14 protein-coding genes are annotated in these 15696 nt (G+C 61.2%); 10 read left to right on the top strand and 4 right to left on the bottom strand.

Annotated features, from left to right (window positions below; translation table 11 throughout):
* Window position 1 precedes the first annotated feature (1 nt).
* Together C5L12_RS00855 and C5L12_RS00860 are read left to right on the top strand one after the other, a co-directional pair.
* A complete protein-coding gene (locus tag C5L12_RS00855; protein WP_105370119.1) occupies window positions 2–1444 on the top strand; it encodes a M81 family metallopeptidase in 1443 nt (480 codons plus the stop codon).
* Between the two features lie 498 nt (window positions 1445–1942).
* On the top strand, window positions 1943–2128 hold the full coding sequence (locus tag C5L12_RS00860; protein ID WP_105370120.1) for a hypothetical protein: 186 nt from the start codon (window positions 1943–1945) through the stop codon (window positions 2126–2128).
* A 72-nt stretch (window positions 2129–2200) separates the two neighbouring features.
* Here C5L12_RS00860 and ligM read toward each other — a convergent pair whose 3' ends face one another.
* The 4 genes from ligM to C5L12_RS00880 all read right to left on the bottom strand — a co-directional run bounded on the left by ligM (window position 2201) and on the right by C5L12_RS00880 (window position 8142).
* Window positions 2201–3607, bottom strand: a complete 1407-nt coding sequence (gene ligM / locus C5L12_RS00865) for a vanillate/3-O-methylgallate O-demethylase (RefSeq protein WP_105370121.1) — start codon at window positions 3605–3607, stop codon at window positions 2201–2203.
* A 456-nt stretch (window positions 3608–4063) separates the two neighbouring features.
* Entirely contained in the window at window positions 4064–5158 is a 1095-nt protein-coding gene (locus tag C5L12_RS00870; RefSeq protein ID WP_105370122.1) for an ABC transporter ATP-binding protein, read from the bottom strand.
* Window positions 5159–5238: 80 nt separating this feature from the next.
* On the bottom strand, window positions 5239–7005 hold the full coding sequence (locus C5L12_RS00875) for an ABC transporter permease (protein WP_245422719.1): 1767 nt from the start codon (window positions 7003–7005) through the stop codon (window positions 5239–5241).
* Between the two features lie 72 nt (window positions 7006–7077).
* On the bottom strand, window positions 7078–8142 hold the full coding sequence (locus tag C5L12_RS00880) for an ABC transporter substrate-binding protein (RefSeq protein WP_157948972.1): 1065 nt from the start codon (window positions 8140–8142) through the stop codon (window positions 7078–7080).
* Window positions 8143–8582: 440 nt separating this feature from the next.
* Between C5L12_RS00880 and C5L12_RS28535 the strand changes: the two genes are divergently transcribed.
* The 8 genes from C5L12_RS28535 (at window position 8583) to C5L12_RS00915 (ending at window position 15636) form a co-directional block, all read left to right on the top strand.
* Complete coding sequence (locus C5L12_RS28535) at window positions 8583–9152, top strand: LysR family transcriptional regulator (RefSeq protein WP_205839293.1); 570 nt, start codon at window positions 8583–8585, stop codon at window positions 9150–9152.
* Window positions 9038–9487 carry a substrate binding domain-containing protein gene (locus tag C5L12_RS28540; protein WP_205839294.1) on the top strand — a complete coding sequence of 150 codons (450 nt, stop codon included), beginning with the start codon at window positions 9038–9040 and terminating at the stop codon, window positions 9485–9487. Before C5L12_RS28535 ends, C5L12_RS28540 begins: the two co-directional genes overlap by 115 nt.
* A gap of 239 nt (window positions 9488–9726) precedes the next feature.
* On the top strand, window positions 9727–10815 hold the full coding sequence (locus C5L12_RS00890) for an amidohydrolase family protein (RefSeq protein ID WP_342588611.1): 1089 nt from the start codon (window positions 9727–9729) through the stop codon (window positions 10813–10815).
* Window positions 10812–11915 (top strand): amidohydrolase family protein, encoded by a 1104-nt coding sequence (locus tag C5L12_RS00895; protein ID WP_105370124.1) that lies wholly within the window; start codon window positions 10812–10814, stop codon window positions 11913–11915. Before C5L12_RS00890 ends, C5L12_RS00895 begins: the two co-directional genes overlap by 4 nt.
* A 16-nt stretch (window positions 11916–11931) precedes the next feature.
* Entirely contained in the window at window positions 11932–13038 is a 1107-nt protein-coding gene (locus C5L12_RS00900; protein WP_105370125.1) for an amidohydrolase family protein, read from the top strand.
* A 15-nt stretch (window positions 13039–13053) separates the two neighbouring features.
* Window positions 13054–14160 carry an amidohydrolase family protein gene (locus tag C5L12_RS00905; protein ID WP_105370126.1) on the top strand — a complete coding sequence of 369 codons (1107 nt, stop codon included), beginning with the start codon at window positions 13054–13056 and terminating at the stop codon, window positions 14158–14160.
* 2 nt (window positions 14161–14162) lie between these two features.
* Entirely contained in the window at window positions 14163–14576 is a 414-nt protein-coding gene (locus C5L12_RS00910; RefSeq protein ID WP_105370127.1) for a Rieske (2Fe-2S) protein, read from the top strand.
* Window positions 14577–14616: 40 nt separating this feature from the next.
* Complete coding sequence (locus C5L12_RS00915) at window positions 14617–15636, top strand: ABC transporter substrate-binding protein (RefSeq protein ID WP_105370128.1); 1020 nt, start codon at window positions 14617–14619, stop codon at window positions 15634–15636.
* Window positions 15637–15696 lie beyond the last annotated feature (60 nt).

The following is a 15696-nucleotide window of genomic DNA, read 5'->3' on the forward strand; positions in this document are numbered from 1 at the left end:
CATGCGTATTGCTGTCGGTGGCATCCATATCGAATGCAGCACCTACAACCCCGTCCTGAACGAGGAGAAGGACTTTCGCGTCGTGCGCGGCGAGGAACTGACGGCATCGCCCTATTTTGCCTTTCTCAAGGACTATGAAGCCGAATTCCTGCCGACTATCCATTGCCGGGCCATCGCGGGCGGTTCGGTTGCCCGCTCCACATATGAGCGTTTCAAGGCCGAATTCCTGGAGCGCCTGAAGCCGCTGCTGCCTTTGGACGGCCTCTATCTGGCAATGCATGGCGCCATGTATGTCCAGGGCATGGAGGACGCCGAAGGCGACTGGATTACCGCTGCACGCGATCTCGTCGGCCCCGACTGCACGGTTTCTGCAAGCTACGACCTGCACGGCAATGTCAGCCAGCGCATCATCGACGCGCTCGACATGTATTCCACCTATCGCACCGCGCCCCATATCGATGTCGAGGAGACTATGCGCCGGTCGGTGAAGATGCTGGTCGAAAGCCTGAAGACCGGCGTAAAGCCGCTACTGCTCTGGGCACCGATACCGGTTCTGCTGCCAGGCGAGCGCACCAGCACGGTCGACGAGCCGGCAAAGAGCCTTTACGCGATGATGCCTGAAATCGATGCGATCGACGGCGTGTGGGACGCCTCGCTGATGGTCGGCTACGTCTGGGCCGACGAACCGCGTGCCACAGCGGCCGCGATCCTGACCGGCACGGACCGCGCCGTTCTGGAACGCGAGGCCAGGCGCGTCGCAGCGGCCTACTGGAATGCGCGAGGAAAATTCGTCTTCGGCTGCGAAACCGGCTCGATTCAGGAATGCGTCGCAAGGGCCGTGGCCAGCAAGACCGCTCCGGTGGTGCTTGCAGAATCCGGCGACAACCCGACCGGCGGTGGCGTCGGCGACCGGGCCGAGGTGCTCGCCGAACTGATCACCAGGAGCGCCACCGGCGTTGTGTTCGCCGGCATTGCCGACAAGGCCGCGGCCGAGGCCTGCTACGCCGCCGGCGTCGGCGCGGAACTCGATCTTTCCGTCGGCGCCTCGCTCGATACGATCGGCAGCAAACCGGTACAGGCCAGGGTCAAGGTGAAATTCCTGCACGAAACGACCGACCTTGCCGATCGCCAGGCGGTGGTTGCAATCGGCGGCATCGATCTGGTGCTGTCAGCGAAGCGCCGGCCCTATCACAACATTGCCGACTTCACCCGTCTCGGCCTGGATCCGAAGAAGGCCAAGATCATCGTCGTAAAATCCGGTTATCTCTCGCCGGAATTGGCGCCGATCGCCAATCCTAACCTGATGGCACTCTCGCCGGGCGTTGTCGACCAGTTCGTCGAACGGCTGGAGCGCCACCGCAAGCAGCGCCCGACCTATCCCTTCGACAGGGATTTCGCCTACGAGCCGCAGGTGTTTTTGTCGGCGCGCTCGGCGGGACGGTGAGCCGACTTCACAAATCCAGCGCCGCTCCAGCGGCGCGATTGCCTCCCGAGGACGGGGCGGCGGGTAGGGAAAATTCCCGTCCCGCCGGAAAGTTTTCACATTTCACCTCAGCGGCTTAGCAACTTTCTTTTCCCCATCTTGTCCCCGCATCCCGCACCACCCGCATAATCCTTCCCGTCATCGGATGGGAAACCGGGTTCGCGAACCGGTCGCATCCACGGTCTTGCAAAGTCCGGTTCCCGATGATGGTCGATGAAGTGGTCGAAGGGGGCTGGGAAATCCCCGGAAACCACTGAGACGGTCGGGGCAGGTGGAAACCTGAATACCCAATACCCGAATACCCCGCCTGCCCCATTCCCACAAAAACCGAACCGCGCCGGATTTTTATCCGCGCGGCCAAAGGTGCTTGCCGGCAAAGCTGGCTGACGCCGGGGTCAGGAACAAGAGGCCGCTCCCGCGTGTTTCACTGGATCCCATGAGGATGCAGGAGGAAACAGGATGGGTATCGAACAGGCACCGACCGAAAAGGGTCGTGAATCGGCCCGTGGGCTGAAGCAGAGCACTCGGAAGGAAGAAAAGAAGGTCGAAGCCCAAAAAGGCTCCGATCTCCCAAAGGGCAAGGATCGTTTCGAGGAACGTTCGAAGAGTTCCGACGGCAAGAGCGCCGGCGCCAAACAGCGTTAGGTGACGGTCCGTCGGGCCGGAATACGAAAAGCGGCGACCGGAGGTCGCCGCTTCACATTTTGTTACTAGAAATCAGCTTCTCTTCGTGCGCCAGCTTTCGGCGTAGTTCTCGCGGGCTTCCCGCGCATAAGGCGTCGGGGAGACACGCACGCGGATTTCGGCCTGCTTGTGCCCCTTCTCGATCGAGGTCTTGCCCGTCCCCCCGTTCGGCTCACCCCAGATGAGTGTCAGCACGTCGCCTTCCTGGATGTCCGCATCGACGACACCGAGCGAGAGCATGCAGCGTTCGTTGTAGCTGTAGCCGTTGAACATCGACATGCCGACAACTTTGTCGCCATGCATGATCCTGTCGGCGCTGGAGGATGCGTAGTTCGGCTGCGGCAGGTCGATCCACTTGTAGGCCTGCTCGCCCGGAACGAAGCTCGATGCGATGACTTTCATGACATCTTCCGCGTTCCATTCGAAGGTCACCTTCTTGCGATGCGGCTTGCCCTTCATCTTTTCCAGCGCCTCGCGCCCGACAAAGTCGTGGTCGAACTTGATATAGATGCCGTAGCCGAGTTCGTAAGGGGTGACGTAATAGTCCTCGATGTTATCGGAAACGAGGCTGCCGCCGATCGAACCCATGGCTTCGTAGCTGTCCTCCGTCAGCCAGTCGCGGTATCCCTGCAGTTCAGGCCCGGTATAGATTGCCGGAAGAGGCGACGGGATCCAGCCGGATTCCAGCGTATTGGTGGAATAGGCTCGCGCGCCTACAAGATAAAGGTCGACGCCTGCATCTTTCGCGGCCTGAACCACGATCTCGCGTACCTCGTCCTTTTCCGCGTAGGGCCCCCATATTTCGAGACCCGGGGCACCGGCCATGCCGTGGCGCAGCGCCTGAACCTTCCGGTTGCCGACATTGATCCAGTCGACATGAAAGAACTTGATGTCGGGAATCGGACCTCCGTTCATTTTCTCGAAGATCTTCGGCGCATCCGGTCCCTGGATCTGGAAACGGTAGTGAACCCGGTTGACCTCCTTGCCATCAGGACGCGAAGGCGAGCGCGGGTCATGGGTAAGCTTCACATTGTGCTTGCCGAGCGAGGCGTTGTAGCGCAGCCAGTTGGCGGTCGGCGCCCGGCCGACGAGCACGAACTTGTCCTCCCGTTCCCGAAAGATGATCATGTCGCCGATGACATACCCCGCCGGCGTCACCGGCACGTAGTGCTTGGCGCGATTGGTATCGAAATTCGCAAAGCTGTTGATCGCCAGACTTTCGAGGAATTTTGCCGCGTCCGGGCCCTCGACGATCAATTCGTCCATGTGGTGCGACTGATCAAAGAGAACGGCCGACTCGCGCCACGCGACCTGTTCCGTCCGCCAGTTGGAAAACTCGGGCGCAACGACCGGATAGATATACATGCCGATGCGCGAATTGCGCAGCATCTCGACCGGATTTCCCTTTTCCTTCAGGACCTGCGTCAGATTCTTTGTCATAAACCTTTCCCTCTGTTGCTCCCCGATTAGGCCGTCCGCACCGAAGGAGGGAGCGACCGCACCGGTCAAGATTGCCAATGCATGTGAGGGGCCGCGGTTCTCCTCCCGCCATTCTCCTCTCGCCGGCCGGTCTCGCTCCGCGACTGTCGCCAACGGCGAAAGCTTCGTCCGACCTCCCGGTGCCAAGGATTCATAGAACAAGGGTTCGGCAGACACAACAATAAACAGACGACAATGCATACACGAATTGATCGGAAAGCTGATTTTTCGGACCGTTTTTTCGGATAACGATTAGATCAAGCAGGATATGTATACAAAGTGGGGTTGCGACGAGCGAGTGTTCGTCCTGATGCAACCGGTCACCGTTCACGGCAGACGAAATTGCCGGGCGTGCCAAAGACGCAGGGTCACGGTTGGAGGACCGCTGTCCTCGTATCCATGGATAGAGGAGCCTACTTAGCTTCGGACAGCCCAGGCGGCGTCCGAGGGCGCGGCTACCGTCACTGCACGGCCGATGCCGACATCGGCCAGCGACGGCGTTTCGATATGCAGCGTCTGGTCGGCGGTCTTGACCATGACGGAACGATGCGGCCCACGGAATATGGCCTGGCTGATCTCGCCCGCCCAGGAAAGACCGCCATTAGCCGCTCCCGCCTCGCCGATTTGCAGGTTTTCCGGCCTCACCATGACGGTAACGTCCGCTCCCGCCGGTATCTCGATGGCCGCGTGACATTCGCCCGACCATCCCCTCCCTTCGACGTCCAGCTTGTAATACTGGCCGCCGTTCGGGCGGCAATTCCTGACCTTCGCCTGCAGGAGGTTCGGCGTACCGAAGAATGCCGCAACCTGCCGGCTTTCCGGCCGCCGGTAAATGTCCTCCGGTGCGCCGACCTGCAGGATCTTGCCGCCATGCATCACGACGACCCGATCGGAAAGCGCCATGGCCTCCGACTGGTCATGCGTGACGTAAAGGGTCGTGATCTTGAGGCGCTGCTGGAGCTGGCGGAACTCGTCGCCCATCTGCGTGCGCAGCCGCGCATCGAGGTTCGACAGCGGCTCGTCGAGCAGCAGCACCTCAGGCTCGAACACCAGCGCACGCGCGATCGCCACGCGCTGTTGCTGACCGCCCGACAGTGCCGGCGACGGGCGTTCGGCATATTGCTCCATCTCGACGAGGCGCAACGCATTCATCACCCGGTCCTGGATCTCCTTGTCGGTCCGGCGGCGGATGCGCAACGGGTAGGCGACGTTGTCGAACACCGTCATATGCGGCCAGATCGCATATGACTGGAAAACCATGCCGAGCCTGCGCCGTTCGGAGGGAACGAAATAGCCCTTGTCCGCATCCGACACCACATTGTCACCGATGCTGATGCGCCCGCCGGTGTTCTTCTCCAGTCCCGCCACCATGCGCAGCGTCGTCGTCTTGCCGCAGCCGGATGGGCCGAGCAGCGTAACGAATTCGCCGCTTTTGACCCTCAGGTTCACCTGATCCACGGCCGTGACTGCGCCGTACATGCGGGTCACATTCTCAAGGGTTACCGAAGCCATACTTTTTCTTCCTTTCGGTGCGGACAGCTCTGTCCGCCAACTGAAAACCGGCCTGCCAAGGGGGTTCAAAATCCCTGGCCCTAAAGCTTGCTGATGCGCGCCTTGATGAATCGGAGCTGCACCCAGCGGAACAGAATGACGAGCAGCATCATCATCAGGCCGATGACGCTCACCTGCTCGGCGTTGCCGTTCGCCCAGAGCTTGAGGAGCACGACGGCAAGCGTTTCGGAACCGACCGAATAGAGCAGGATCGACGCCGACAGCTCCCTCATGATGCCGAAAAAGGTCAGCACCCAGCCGACCGCAAACGCCGGCCATGCCAGCGCCACCATGATGCGCCACATGGTCTGGAACCAGCTCGCGCCATGGACACGGGAACATTCCTCGAGGTCGTAGGAAAGCTGGTGGTAGGCCCCGGTCATCACGCGCACGGCGACCGGCGTGCCGAGCGCCAGATAGGCGAGCAGGAGCGCCCACACCGTCCCATAGATCGGGATCGGCCCCGGCAGCATGGCGAAGGCCCACAGGAACCCCACGCCGAGCACCATGCCGGGCATCATCCACGGCAGCCAGGCCATGCCGTCGATCAGGCTGCGGCCGCGCCAGCGGGTGCGGACCGAGACATAGGCGACCACCGCGCCGAGCGCCATGGTGGCGGTGGCGCCAAGCAGCCCCAGCATCATTGTATTGCGCACCGCCCGCCAGAATTCGGAATTGGAAAAGACCGCTCTGTAATGCTCGAGCGTCAGCATCTCGTAAGTGTAGAAACCGAAGAACCGGAAGAACGAGCCGAGCAGAAGCTGGCCGACCGGCAGGACCACGGTGATGATGAAGAACAGCACGCAGAAGCCGAAGGTCACCCAGCGCCAGGGGCCGAGCTCCATCACGTTCGGCCGAAACCCCTTTCCGGTGACGGTCTGGAAACTCTTGCCGCGCAGCAGCGCCCATTGCCAGATGACCAGCAGGAACATCAGCCCCATGATCGCGAAGGACAGCGACGTGGCATATTGATAGTCAGGCGTGGCGCGGTGGTTGATCGACTCGTAGATGTCGGTGGTGATCACCTTGATGCCGGCGGGAAGTCCGAAAAACAGCGGCGATTCGAAGGATTCGATGCCGCGAATGAAGCTCAGCATGAAAGAGCTCGTCAGCACCGGCAGCATCAGCAGCAGCGTGATCTTGCGGAATGTCGTCCACCGCGAGGCGCCGCACATCCGGCTCGATTCCTCCAGCGAAGGATCCATGGCCCGGAAGGCGTCGACGGTGAAGAGGAACAGGAACGGGATCGAATACTGGCACATGTGCCAGACAACGCCGCCATAGGAATAGACGTTGACGAGCGGATCCGGCGAGCCGCTGATCGAACGCCAGACGAGGTTGATGACGCCAACCTGCGGATTGCCAAGCATGCCCCAGGCCATCGCCGTCAGGATCGGCGGGATGAAGAAGGGCAGCGTGATCAGCACTTCCAGGGTGCCGCGGAAGGGCGTGTCGGTGCGAGCGATGATCCAGGCCAGAAACACCGCGATCGTAAGCGAGGGAACGGTCTTGGCCAGCGAGATGCCGACCGTGTTGATCAGGACCAGAAAATTCTGGGTCGTCATGATGGCGCGATAGCCGTTGAGGTTGAACTCACCCGCAAGGCCCGGCGGAGTCGAATGGAGGCTGCCGTAAAGCAGCATGGCCAAGGGATAGATCGTCAGGAAGCCCAGTATGGCGATCAGCGCCAGCATGCCGATCAATCGTCCGATCGAGCCGCCGGAAAAAGCGCGGGTAACGGCGTTGCCGCCAAGCGTGGGGCCGGTCTCGGCAATATCATCGAGCGAGCGATTATGAATTATGGTCATGCGGTCCTCGTGGCTCCACGGCATTGGATATCGCGCCCTTGCCGCTCATATCGCGGCAACGGCGCGACACCGTCACTTGAAGATTTCTTTTGCCTTGGCGAGCATCTCGTTCTGCCGGCGCGAGTCGCTCGTGCCGTAGAGCTTGGCCTCCGAGATCGCCTTGATGTCTGCAGGCAATCCCTCGGTCACTCCGTCGATCACCGGACCGTAACCGAGGCTGGCATAGATCTTCTGCGCAGTCGGCCCCTGAAGGAAATCAAGGTAAAGCTTGGCCGCGTTCGGATGGGGCGCCTTCTTCAAAAGGACGTTGCCGTAAAGGACATAACCGACGCCCTCTTCCGGTATGATGAACTTGACCGGCAGCCCCTTCAAGTCGGACATGTCCGTCAGGATGACGGGCATATAGATCGAATATTCGCCACGCGCCGTACGGCGCTGGGATTCCCGCTGGTCGCGGGTAAAGACGAGCTTCTGTCCGGCGACCTTCTTGAGGTAATCCTCGCCGATCCGGTCATAGGTTGAAAAGAACCACAGGTAACCGGCTCCGATTGCGCGGGGATCGTCGGCGAGAATCTTTCCTTGCCATTTCGGATCGACGAGATCCTTCCAGCTCTTCGGTTCATCGGCCGGCTTGACGAGCCCCGTATTGACCATGATGCCGTAGGGGATGGTCATGACCGAAGCCATCGGCACCTGTAGCTTGAACTGCGGTTTGATCTTCCGGGAATTCGGCGTCACGGGGAGCGGATCGATGGACTTGTCCTCCGCATCGTAGAGCCGCGTCTGCCCTTCGCTGGTGAACATCACGTCCGCGGCAAAGCGACCCGCAGCCTGCTCGACGCGCACGCGCTCACGGATTTCGCTGGCGCGAGCTTCCAGAACCTCGACGGCAATTCCATATTCCTCGGTGAAGGCTTCGGCGATCTTCTTGGTGCTCGGCTGCCCGACAAGCGCGGTGTAAAGGACGACCGTGCCTTCTTTTTTGGCCGCCCCGATCACCTTGTCCCACTCGGCATCCTGCGCCTGCACCGGCTGCCATGCCGCCGCTGCGACCGCGATTCCGCCTGCGGCCGTCAGAAAACATCGCCTCGACCATTGCCGAATGGCCGCCGCCGTCATCGATCTGTTGCTCGTCACGTGTCTCTCCTCCCTGGAACTGACGACTGAGCGCAATCGCAGGGCCGTGCCCTGCTCTCGACACCGAACTATCCGCGGCACGATCGCCGCCCTCTCCTTCTCCGCTTCGGTGGCGCCGTTTTCCCGAACGGTACCGCCTCATTCTTCCGACATCGCTTGTCCTGCTGGATGGACTCTACCCGCTGCCGATAAGATTTAGGCATAAGAACAAGCTTCCGCTTAACAAACTCCTGCCTTCGAACTCCGCCAGCAAACCCCGCGGCTCGAATAACGAACAGCGCTTCCGCAAGCTAAGCCTCCACCGTTGTTAGATTGACCTTTTCCCTTGCAGTCGAAAAGCATCATTTTTTTACATTCACTTTTCTCGAAAGCAGAAAGCTGACCTGTGCTAGGCTTGGCTCGCAATTTGACCATAGCGCTGGGTTGGGAGGCCTAAGGCATTGGACACGCTCATCAATATCCGCACCTTTCTGGCAGTGGCCCGCTCCGGAAGCTTCTCCGCAGCCGGCCGTCATCTGGGCGTCGCGCCCTCGGTGGTCACAAAGCGGATCAGCCGGCTCGAGGACCAGATGCGGGTAAAACTGTTTGTTCGTTCGACGCGCCAACTCATTTTGACGGAGGTGGGAGAACGCTACCTGCCGCGCTATCAGTCGCTGGTAAAGGACATCGACGACGCGATCGGCGGCGCCGCAGCGGTCGCGCAGCGGATCGAAGGACATCTGCGCATCAAAGCCCCGACGACGGTGACGATTGCCTTTCTGGCGCGGATCTTGAGCGACTTTCAGCAAGAGAACCCCAATGTGACGATGGATGTTGCCCTGGTCGACCGTTCGGTCAATCCTGCGAAGAGGGATATGACATCGCGCTTGGCGCACTTCCGGCTTCCTACTCCAACGTGGTCGACGAACCGCTCTGTCCCTACCCCCGCAAACTCTGCGCTGCTCCATCCTATCTGGAGAGCCGCGGCATCCCGAAACATCCGCGCGATCTTGTCGATCACATCTGCCTGACCTTTCATGCCACCGGATCCACCTGGTCGTTCGTGAGTCCCGGAGGCCCGGTCGATGTGGAGGTCCGCTCCGCCTTCAGCGCCAACGACACCCAGGTCCTGCACGACTTGGCCTTGCGCGGTCGAGGCGTAGCCATGGTTGCGACCTATGTCGCGGAAGACTCGATCAGAACCGGCAAACTGATCGAACTGCTGCCGGAATATCCTGTCGCCGAACTCTGGCTGAAGGCGCTGATCCCGCAAACCCAGGCCCGTAAGCCGACTGTGAGAGCAGTCATGGAATGGCTTCGGGTTCATATGCACACGGCGCTCGTTCTCGGCGAGAAACCCGCATGAGAAACACTGACCTTTGCCTCCAGGGAAAAGACCAACCCCTTCCAGCTTTCTCGATTCGAGAAAACCGCTAGGACGAAAAAGCGTATTCTCTCCGGCGCCCCTGCCCCTTACCCTTCCACATCGAGGATACGCATCGCCAACGCGTGCTTGCCTTGCGCCGTTCAGCGCATCGCATGGGAGTGAAGTCGGCAACGTCCGGGAAGAGGACGTGTCGACCGGCGAAAAGAGGGAGGTCTTGTGTGGTGGATACCGCTGTCGCCCGGCAGCGCCCCGTGCTCTCGCAACTGGGCGCAATCGACTGTGATGTCCATCCCGATGCGCCGCAGCGTTCCGATCTGCTGCCCTATTTCGACGATTATTGGAAAGAGATCGTCACCACCCGAGACGTGGATCGGCTGGAGCTCACCAATTTCCCGACCCGGACAAAGCCGTTCTTCCGGGAAGACTGGAAGGCAGCCGAAGGCAGAGGCGTCGAAAAGCTGCGTCGCAATCTGCTCGATCCGTTCGGCCTCAAATACGCGATCCTGAACTGCGTCACCGGCGTGCATGCGATCTACGATCCGTATCTGGCGGCCGCGGTCTGCCGCGCTACCAACGATTGGCTGAAGGCGGAATGGCTGGACCGGGATCCGCGGTTGCGCGCCTCTCTGGTCCTCCCGATGCAAAATCCGGAAGCCGCCGTCGAAGAGATCGAGCGTTTCGCGAATGACCGGCGCTTTGTCCAGGTCCTTGCGCTCTGCATGGGCGAAATGCCCCTTGGTCGCCGCTATTACTGGCCGATCTACGAGGCCGCCCAACGCCACGGTTTTTCTCTCGGCATCCATGCCGGCAGCGCCTATCGCCATGCGCCAAGTCAAAGCGGCTTCCTCTCGTATCTCGCCGAAGATTACGTGCACCAGGTTCAGGGTTTTGCGGCCCAGGTCGGCAGCTTCGTCGCCGAAGGCGTGCTCGGCAAATTCCCCGACATGAAGATCGTGCTGATCGAATCCGGCGTCTCCTGGCTGCCCGGCCAGATGTGGCGGATGAGCAAGGACTGGCGCGGCGCACGCATCGAGGTGCCATGGGTCAAGGAGCCGCCGTCGGCGCTGGTCCGGCGTCAGATCCGCATGACGACACAGCCCTTCGACGCGCCTTCCGACCCCGCGGAACTCGAGCGCATCATCGAACATCTCGACGCCGACGACATGCTGCTGTTTTCCACCGACTATCCGCATGCGCAGTTTGAAGGCGACGCTGCCATCCCGGACGGCTTCCCTGAGCGGCTGATCGATCGGCTGGCGCGGGAGAACGCGCTTGCCACCTATCCACGACTGGAGGAGCGGCCATGAACCAAGCTGTTCTCGAAAAGGAAACCGGTACAGAAGCCAAACTCGGAATCGTCGACTGCGACATCCATCCGGCGTTCAGCACACCTGACGAGCTTGCGAAATTCCTGCCCCAACGCTGGCGCAACCACCTGGCGGATTACGGCCAGCGAAGCGCCAATCCGCTGGTGGGCACCCTGCCCTATCCGCGCATGACGCCCGGCAACGGCATGCGCCGCGACGCCTGGCCGCCGAATGGCGGGCCGCCGGCCTCGGACCTTTCCTTCCTGCGCGAACAGCTCCTCGATCCGCTCGGCATCGAATACGGGATCCTTCAGCCGCTCGCCGCCGGATCCTCAACGCTCAACCAGGATCTGGGTGCGGCCATGTGCACTGCGGTCAACGACTGGCAGCTCGACAAATGGACCGGTCCGGAACCACGTCTCAAGGCCTCCATTTCCGTTGCCCAGGAAGATGCAACCGCAGCGATCGCCGAGATCGAGGCACGCATCGGCAACAGAAGCTTCGTCCAGATCGCCATCCCGCCCCGCACGATCGAGCCGGCAGGTCGGCGCCGCTACTGGCCGATCTACGAAGTCGCCGAACACTACGACATGCCGATCGGCATGCATTCCGCCGCTTTCGGCTGGCACACCAATAGCGGCGCCGGCTGGCTGAATTTCTATATCGAAGAACACTACGCCTTCTCGCACAGCCTGCAGAGTGTCGTCGCCAGCATGGTTTTCGAAGGTGTCTTCGAGCGTTTTCCCAAGCTGAAACTCATTGTCGTCGAGGGTGGTTTTGCCTGGGCGGCACCCTTGATGTGGCGGCTCGACAGACAATGGGAGCGAATGCGTGCAGAAGTTCCGCATGTGACGCGGCCGCCATCCGAATATATCCGCGAAAATGTCTGGTTCACCACCCAGCCGATCGAGGAGCCCGAAAACAACCGTCACCTGCTCGATACACTGCGCTGGGTCGGGACCGACCGGCTGATGTTTTCGACCGACTATCCGCACTGGGATTTCGACGACCCGCGCTACGCCTTCAAGGTGCCGCTGTCGCCGCCCGAGCGCGAGAAGATCTTTCGCGAAAACGCAAAACAGGTTTACCGCCTGCCTTGATCCTGGGAGTGCCCGCATGAACGAGATGATCCGATCATTGGAAAGCAAGCCGGGGCTTTCGACCGTCGGCGGCATAGACTGCGACCTCCACCCGGCATCGCCAGCAACGAAGACGCTGCTTCCCTACCTTCATGAGTACTGGCGCGAAACCTTCGTCATGCGCGGCGTCGATCGTTTAAGCCTTGCCATGACGTCCTCGCCGCCACGGGCGCCAATCAACGTCCGCTCCGACTGGAAGGCCGAGAGCGGCTTTGCCGGCGATACGCTCGAAACTGTCCGCGCCCAGGCGCTCGACCCGTTCGGGACGCGACTGGCGATCTGCAATGTCCTGCATGGCGCGATGATCATGCATTCGGACGACATGGCCGCTGCACTCTGCGGCGCCGCCAACGAATGGCTGGCACGGGAATGGCTCGACAGGGAACCGCGGCTGCGAGGCTCGATCATCGTCTCCGCCCAGAATGCCGAGCTTGCCGTCGCCGAGATCGAGAGACGGGCTGCGGACCACCGTTTCGTGCAGGTCCTGATCCTCGCCCAGAACGACGAGCCGCTCGGTCGCCGCCGTTACTGGCCGATCTACGAGGCGGCCGCCCGCAACCATCTGCCCCTCTGCATCCATGCAGGAGGCAGCAACCGCCATGCGCCCACCGCCACCGGCTGGCCGAGCTATTTCGTCGAATCCTATGTGGCGCAGGCATCGATTTTCGAAAGCCAGTTGTTGAGCCTCGTCGCCGAAGGCGTTTTTCAAAAGGTGCCGGACCTCAAGGTGGTCTTCGCCGAAAGCGGTTTCACATGGCTGCCGTCCTTCTTCTGGCGGGCCGACAAGACCTGGCGCGGCGTGCGTGCCGAAACGCCGTGGCTGACGGAACAGCCGAGCGATATCGTCAAGCGGCATGTCCGCTTCACGCTGCAACCCATCGAAGCTCCGTCGGACCAGGACGCGCTCGCCCGCACACTCGAACACATCGACTGCGACGACATCCTGCTCTTCTCGACAGATTATCCGCATGCGCAGTTCGAGGGCCTGAACGCCCTGCCGGTCGCCTTTGGCGAGACGCTTGCCAAGAAGATCCTGATCGACAATCCGCTTGCCACCTATCCGCGGATCGCCGCGGATTTTTAACGAGGAGGTCGCGAAATGACGGAAACCGACACATTGGAACGCCCGGTCGAGACGAAGGCCAAATACAATCTGATCGACTGCGACATCCATCCGTCGATGAAGACGCCGGCGGAAATACAGCCCTATCTGTCGCAGCGTTGGCGGGATCATCTCGCGACCTATGGCGGCCATACGCGCCAGGGATTGTCGGAAACGCTCTCCCATCCGCGCATGGTGCCGGAAGTCTCGCGCGTCGATAGCTGGCCTCCGTCGGGAGGCCCGCCGGGCTCCGACCTGCCCTTCCTGCGCGAACAGCATCTCGACAACCTCGGCATCGATATCGGCGTCCTCGTGCCGCTGCGCTTTAATGCCAGCGGCCAGCGCCATCCCGATTTTGCCGGCGCGATCGCCACAGCCATCAATGATTGGCAGGTCGGCAAGTTTTTGGAGCCGGAACCCCGTCTGCGCGGATCGATCATCGCCACGCAGGAAGATCCGGCCAATGCCGTCGCGGAGATCAATCGGCGCGTTTCGGACAAGCGCTTCGTGCAGGTCCTGCTGCCGCCGCGCTCCATCGAGCCCCTGGGGAAACGCCGCCACTGGCCGATCTTCGAGGCCGCCGTCAGTCATAGCCTGCCGTTATCGCTGCATGTCGGCGGCGTCGGCGGACACCAGGCGACCGGCGCCGGCTGGCCTTCCTATTATCTCGAAGAACATCACAGCCAGGTGCAGACCATGCAGGCGGTGATCGCAAGCCTCATCTTCGAAGGCGTCTTCGAACATTTCCCGGAACTGAAAATCTCCTTCGTCGAAGGTGGCTTCTCCTGGGTGCCGTCATTCGGGTGGCGGATGGACAAGGCCTGGCAAACGATGCGCGACGAGGTCCCGCATGTGAAGCGTCCGCCGTCCGAATATCTGCGGCAGAACGTCTGGTTCACCACCCAGCCGATGGAGGAGCCGAACCCGGCGAAGAACCTGGCCGATACACTGAGGTGGATCGGAACCGACCGGCTGATGTTCTCGACCGACTATCCCCACTGGGATTTCGACGATCCCCGCTTTGCCTTCAAGGTGCCGCTCACGGCGACTGAAAAGGCGGCGATCTTCGCCGGAAATGCTGTCAACTTCTATGGATTGAACTGAGAATGGCTCGTCACGTCGTCGCCAAGGTCGATGAACTCGATATCGGCAAGTCCAAGCTGGTGAAGGTCGCCGGCCGCGACATCGCCCTCTTCAACGTCAAGGGCGAATTCTTCGCCATCGCCAATCGCTGCCCGCACGAGGGCGCCGATCTCTGCCGCGGCCAGGTCGTGGGCCTCGCCGAATCCGACGAACCAGGCCACTACCGCATGACGCGGCACGGCGAACTGGTGCGCTGCCCCTGGCACGGTTGGGAATTCGACATCCGCACGGGAAAGTCCTGGTGCGACCCGGCCCGCACCCGTGTCAAGAGCTTCGACGTCTCCGTCGCAAAAGGCGGAGCGCTCGCGGAGGGTCCTTATCAGGCCGAGGTCTTTCCGGTCTCCATCGATGAGGACTACGTCGTCGTGGAAATATGAACACAGACAGCAAGATAGCGAAGATTCTAGGGAGGAGAAAATGTCGCTTATCCGTCAATTGGCAGCCCTTGCGGTTGCCGCGCTGGTCGCAAATCCGGCCTTCGCGCAAGATGCCGAATGGGACAAGGTGGTGGAGGCCGCCAAGAAGGAAGGCACCGTCACCGTCTACAATTCGCAGCTCGGCGCCCCGAACTTCGTGGCGGTGACCGAGTCCTTCGAGAAGAAATACGGTATCAAGGTCGGATCCCTCGATGTCCGCGCCAGCGAACTCACCGAGCGCCTGCGCTCCGAGCAGGCCGCCGGACGCTATCTGGCCGACATCCAGATGCACTCCGCCAATTCGATCGAAACGGGCAAGACCCAAGGCATCCTGGTCGAGCCTCTGGGCAAGATACCGAACGTCGCCAATATCCGCGACGACATGAAGAAGGAAGTCACCGCCGACCATGTGCCGGGTTTCCTGCAGGCCTACGGCATCCTGGTGAATACCGGACTTGTGAAACCCGAGGACGAGCCGAAGAGCTGGAAGGACCTCGCCGACCCCAGATGGAAGGGCAAGATCCTGTCCGACGACATGCGCCCGCTGGGGTCCGGCGGCACCATGTTCGTGGTCTTCAACAAGACTTACGGACAGGCCTTTAACGAGAAGCTCGCCGAGAACAAGCCGGTCTTCAGCCGCGATCTGCGCAATGACGCGCGGCGCGTCGCCCGCGGCGAATATCCGGTCTATATCCCGCAGATGTTCGCCTTCGCCAATGATCTCAAGGGCCTGCCGATCAAGGTGATCGTGCCGGAGGAAGGCGTACCCTATGTCTCGATCCACTTCGCGATCATGAAGAACGCACCGCATCCGAATGCCGCCAAACTCTTCATCAACCACTTCCTCGACATGGAGCAGCAGGTTACCTACGCCAAGGCCTGGATGCTGCCAGTCGCCAAGGGCGTCGAGGATCAACTCGATCCGGAATCGAAACGCTTCGCGAGCGCCAAGCTGCTCGGCACCCGTGAGATGAACGAATACGGTCCGCTGATGGAGCTGGCGAAGAAGATCTATCCCTGACCCTCCTCCCAGGGCACCTGCCCCGGCGGCTCCGGCTGCCGGGGCCTTTTTGCGTTCGCC

It is taken from the genome of Neorhizobium huautlense (genome assembly GCF_002968575.1).
Lineage (GTDB): Bacteria > Pseudomonadota > Alphaproteobacteria > Rhizobiales > Rhizobiaceae > Neorhizobium > Neorhizobium huautlense.

Coding starts and splice junctions, on each gene's coding strand:
- C5L12_RS00895 (WP_105370124.1), top strand. CDS start 10,812: ATGAACCAAGCTGTTCTCGAAAAGGAAACCGGTACAGAAGCCAAACTC.
- C5L12_RS00860 (WP_105370120.1), top strand. CDS start 1,943: ATGGGTATCGAACAGGCACCGACCGAAAAGGGTCGTGAATCGGCCCGT.
- C5L12_RS00910 (WP_105370127.1), top strand. CDS start 14,163: ATGGCTCGTCACGTCGTCGCCAAGGTCGATGAACTCGATATCGGCAAG.
- C5L12_RS00855 (WP_105370119.1), top strand. CDS start 2: ATGCGTATTGCTGTCGGTGGCATCCATATCGAATGCAGCACCTACAAC.
- C5L12_RS00870 (WP_105370122.1), bottom strand. CDS start 5,158: ATGGCTTCGGTAACCCTTGAGAATGTGACCCGCATGTACGGCGCAGTC.
- C5L12_RS00915 (WP_105370128.1), top strand. CDS start 14,617: ATGTCGCTTATCCGTCAATTGGCAGCCCTTGCGGTTGCCGCGCTGGTC.
- C5L12_RS00875 (WP_245422719.1), bottom strand. CDS start 7,005: ATGACCATAATTCATAATCGCTCGCTCGATGATATTGCCGAGACCGGC.
- C5L12_RS00905 (WP_105370126.1), top strand. CDS start 13,054: ATGACGGAAACCGACACATTGGAACGCCCGGTCGAGACGAAGGCCAAA.
- ligM (WP_105370121.1), bottom strand. CDS start 3,607: ATGACAAAGAATCTGACGCAGGTCCTGAAGGAAAAGGGAAATCCGGTC.
- C5L12_RS00900 (WP_105370125.1), top strand. CDS start 11,932: ATGAACGAGATGATCCGATCATTGGAAAGCAAGCCGGGGCTTTCGACC.